This window comes from Streptomyces sp. 8L (genome assembly GCF_020176795.1).
Taxonomy (GTDB): domain Bacteria; phylum Actinomycetota; class Actinomycetes; order Streptomycetales; family Streptomycetaceae; genus Streptomyces.
The window spans coordinates 1-1,763 of record NZ_JAIUKE010000849.1 but is presented as its reverse complement, the minus strand read 5'-3'; the positions used below and the strand labels follow the sequence as shown (position 1 = coordinate 1,763).

The window sequence follows — 1,763 nt, the reverse complement described above, 5'->3', positions numbered from 1 at the left end:
CGCGGGGGGCCCGGGGGGGGGGGGGGGGGGGGCCCCCCGGGGGGGGCGGGGCGGAACGGGGGGGGGGGGGGGGGGGGGGGGCCCCGGGTGGGCCCACGGAACCCGGTTCGAAGTCCGCGACGGCACCCGGTTCCGGGACCCCGTCGGAATCCGGTTCGACGTCCCCGTCATCCGGTTCGACGTCCCCGTCGGCCAACGCCCCGTCCGCGCCGACCGGAACGGAGTCCGCCTCCGGCCCGGCGTCCCCGTCCGGGCGCCCCGCCCCGAGCGGGGCCGTCCCGCCCTCCCGGGCGCCCGGCGCGTCCGTATCGCCTCCCGGGCCCGCCCTCCGGCCCGTGCCCGCGAAGCCCGCGGCCGGGGCGCCGCACGGGCAGCGTCCGGCCGACGCGGCCGGCGCGCTCTCCTCGTACGCCGAACGCGTCAAAGGCACCGCGGCCGCACGGCTCGCCGCGGCGAAGGCGTGGGGCCTGCCCGAGGCGCCGCTGATCGCGCCGCCGCCGCCCGCGGTCAAGCCGGTCATCCCCACCCGCGCGGGGTTCGAGGCCCAGGACGGCGACAAGGACCTGCCGCCCGTCTTCACGCGCGTCCCCACCAAGGACAAGATCGTCTTCATCACGATCGACGACGGCTCGGAGAAGGAGCCGCAGTTCATCAAGATGATGTCGGACCTGCACGTCCCGTACAGCGCCTTCCTCAGCGACTACCTGATCAGCGACGACTACGGCTACTTCACCAAGGTGCAGGCCTCGGGCGCCACCCTCAACAACCACACCCTCACCCACCCCTACCTCCCCGGCCGCACCTACGCCCAGCAGAAGCACGAGATCTGCGGCCAGCAGGACAAGCTGGAGAAGGAGTACGGCAAGCGGCCGACGCTGTTCCGCCCGCCCTACGGCAACTACAACGGCGACACCCTGCGCATCGCCAAGTCCTGCGGGATCAAGGCGTTCCCGCTGTGGGAGTCCGAGGCGTTCCCGACGCACATGGACTGGCGCGACGAGGCGCACTTCGAGCCGGGCGACATCATCCTCACGCACTTCCAGGGCCGGTCCGAGTGGGGCGCCACGATGGTGGAGAACGTCCGCAACCTGCTCAAGCGGATCACGGACCAGGGCTACGCCGTCGCCAGGCTGGAGGACTACGTCTGAGCCGAGGACCCGTGACAGCACGTGCGGGAGGGGCGCGGCGGGCGCCCCTCCGGCGGCAGGCGACGCGCCGGGTTCCCCGTCTACGGTGGAGGGTGGAAGGAAGTGGTCCGACATGGGCAACCTGCGCGACGACCGTATCCACCTGTTCTCGAGGCTGGAGGACCCGGCGACGCACGGCGAGTTCTTCGCCCGGGTCTCCGACGACGTCCACTGGACCGTGATGGGGACCCAGCCGCTGGGCGGGACGTACTTCAGCAAGAAGGCGTTCAGGGAGGCGACCTTCGACCGCCTGGCCCGGGTGATGAAGGAGGGCGTGCGGCTGAAGCTCCAGCGCCTTTACGAGGACGGCGACACCGCGATCGTGGAACTGCTCGCGACGTCGATGACGAACGACGGCGCGCCCTTCGACAACGAGTACTGCTGGATCTGCCGGTTCGACGGCGAGGGCCCGGACGCGCTGATCGTGGAGGTCCGCGCCTATCTGGACTCGGCGATGGTCGCGTACGCGGTCGCGCGCAACGAGAGGAACTGAGCCGGGGCCCGCCCGCCCGTACGCCCCTTCCGTACGCGCCCACTCGCACGCACCCCGTATCCCGTACGTACCCTCTCCTACGC

Annotated in this window: 2 protein-coding genes; both read left to right on the top strand. The window is 72.4% G+C overall.

What is annotated here, in order from left to right; all coding sequences use genetic code 11:
* Window positions 1–335: 335 nt before the first annotated feature.
* On the top strand, window positions 336–1,148 hold the full coding sequence (locus LCE31_RS39375; protein WP_225023081.1) for a polysaccharide deacetylase family protein: 813 nt from the start codon (window positions 336–338) through the stop codon (window positions 1,146–1,148).
* Window positions 1,149–1,260: 112 nt separating this feature from the next.
* A complete protein-coding gene (locus LCE31_RS39370) occupies window positions 1,261–1,680 on the top strand; it encodes a nuclear transport factor 2 family protein (RefSeq protein ID WP_225023079.1) in 420 nt (139 codons plus the stop codon).
* Window positions 1,681–1,763 lie beyond the last annotated feature (83 nt).

Bases quoted from the DNA above. Each gene is read 5' to 3' on its own strand.
- LCE31_RS39370 (WP_225023079.1), top strand. From the start codon at position 1,261: ATGGGCAACCTGCGCGACGACCGTATCCACCTGTTCTCGAGGCTGGAG.